The 1,088-nt window shown below is 72.4% G+C and carries 2 protein-coding genes and 1 pseudogene; all 3 read left to right on the top strand.

What is annotated here, in order from left to right:
• Window positions 1–22 precede the first annotated feature (22 nt).
• Window positions 23–340 (top strand): AzlD domain-containing protein, encoded by a 318-nt coding sequence (locus L7D48_RS28995; RefSeq protein WP_237884103.1) that lies wholly within the window; start codon window positions 23–25, stop codon window positions 338–340.
• Between the two features lie 85 nt (window positions 341–425).
• Window positions 426–620, top strand: coding sequence for a DUF3046 domain-containing protein (locus L7D48_RS28990; RefSeq protein WP_237884101.1), 195 nt, complete (start codon window positions 426–428; stop codon window positions 618–620).
• A 233-nt stretch (window positions 621–853) separates the two neighbouring features.
• A pseudogene (locus tag L7D48_RS28985) lies at window positions 854–1,088 on the top strand (DNA recombination/repair protein RecA); the annotation flags it as partial.

Genomic DNA, 1,088 nt, shown 5'->3' with positions numbered 1-1,088 from the left:
GGCCGGACAGGGGGGAGGGGCGATGAGCGCGGCGGGCGTGTGGATCGCGATCGGGGCGACGGCCGTCGGCTGCTACCTCGTCAAGCTGCTCGGACTGTCGGTGCCGGCCGGTGCGCTGGAACGTCCCCTGGTGCGGAGGCTGGCGGCCCTGCTGCCCGTGGCGCTGCTGGCGGCGCTCACCGCGCAGCAGACCTTCGGCGGCGAGGGCGGCGCACTGGTGGCCGACGCACGCGCGGGAGGTCTCGCGGCTGCGGCGGTCGCGCTGGTGCTGCGCGCGCCCTTCCTGGTGGTGGTCGCCGCCGCCGTCCTGGTCACCGCGGGGCTGCGGGCCCTGGGCTAGGCCCGCAGCCCGTCCGGCTCCTCTCCGCCCGTCCGGCTCCTCCCCGGTCGGCGGGGGAGGAGCCGGACGGGCGGATACTGGGTGTATGCGTTTGACGGTCTTCTGGGAGCGGATGGCGGCCCACTTCGGTGAGGCGTACGCCGACTCCTTCGCACGCGATCACGTGATGTCCGAGCTGGGCGGCCGGACGGTCCACGAGGCCCTGGAGGCGGGGTGGGGGGCGAAGGAGGTCTGGCGCGCGGTCTGCGCGGCCGTGGACGTGCCCGCCGAGCTGAGGTGAGCTCCGAGGGGGACCCCGCATCGCGGCCGACCGCGCGAAGCGCCTCTGAGCTGCTGGTTTCCCGGATCTTCCCGGTTTTCCACAGGGGTATGGGGCAACTTGACACAAAAATCGAACAGCCATTCTTATGGAGGGGCCGGGCTGCTGGGGACGGCGTCCGGGCCGATTGTCAGTGGCAGGCGCTAGCGTCTTCTGATGTGAAGCGATCGACTCAAGCGAACCGGGTGGCACCCATGGCAGGAAACGACCGCGAGAAGGCGCTCGACGCCGCGCTCGCACAGATTGAACGGCAGTTCGGCAAGGGCGCGGTGATGCGCCTGGGCGAGCGGCCGAACGAGCCCGTCGAGGTGATCCCGACCGGGTCGACCGCTCTGGACGTGGCGCTGGGGGTGGGCGGTCTGCCGCGCGGCCGGGTGGTGGAGGTCTACGGGCCGGAGTCCTCCGGCAAGACCACCCTGACCCTGCACG

It is taken from the genome of Streptomyces sp. ICN903 (assembly GCF_022015835.1).
Lineage (GTDB): Bacteria > Actinomycetota > Actinomycetes > Streptomycetales > Streptomycetaceae > Streptomyces > Streptomyces fenghuangensis.
This window is presented reverse-complemented; position numbering and strand designations above follow the sequence as displayed.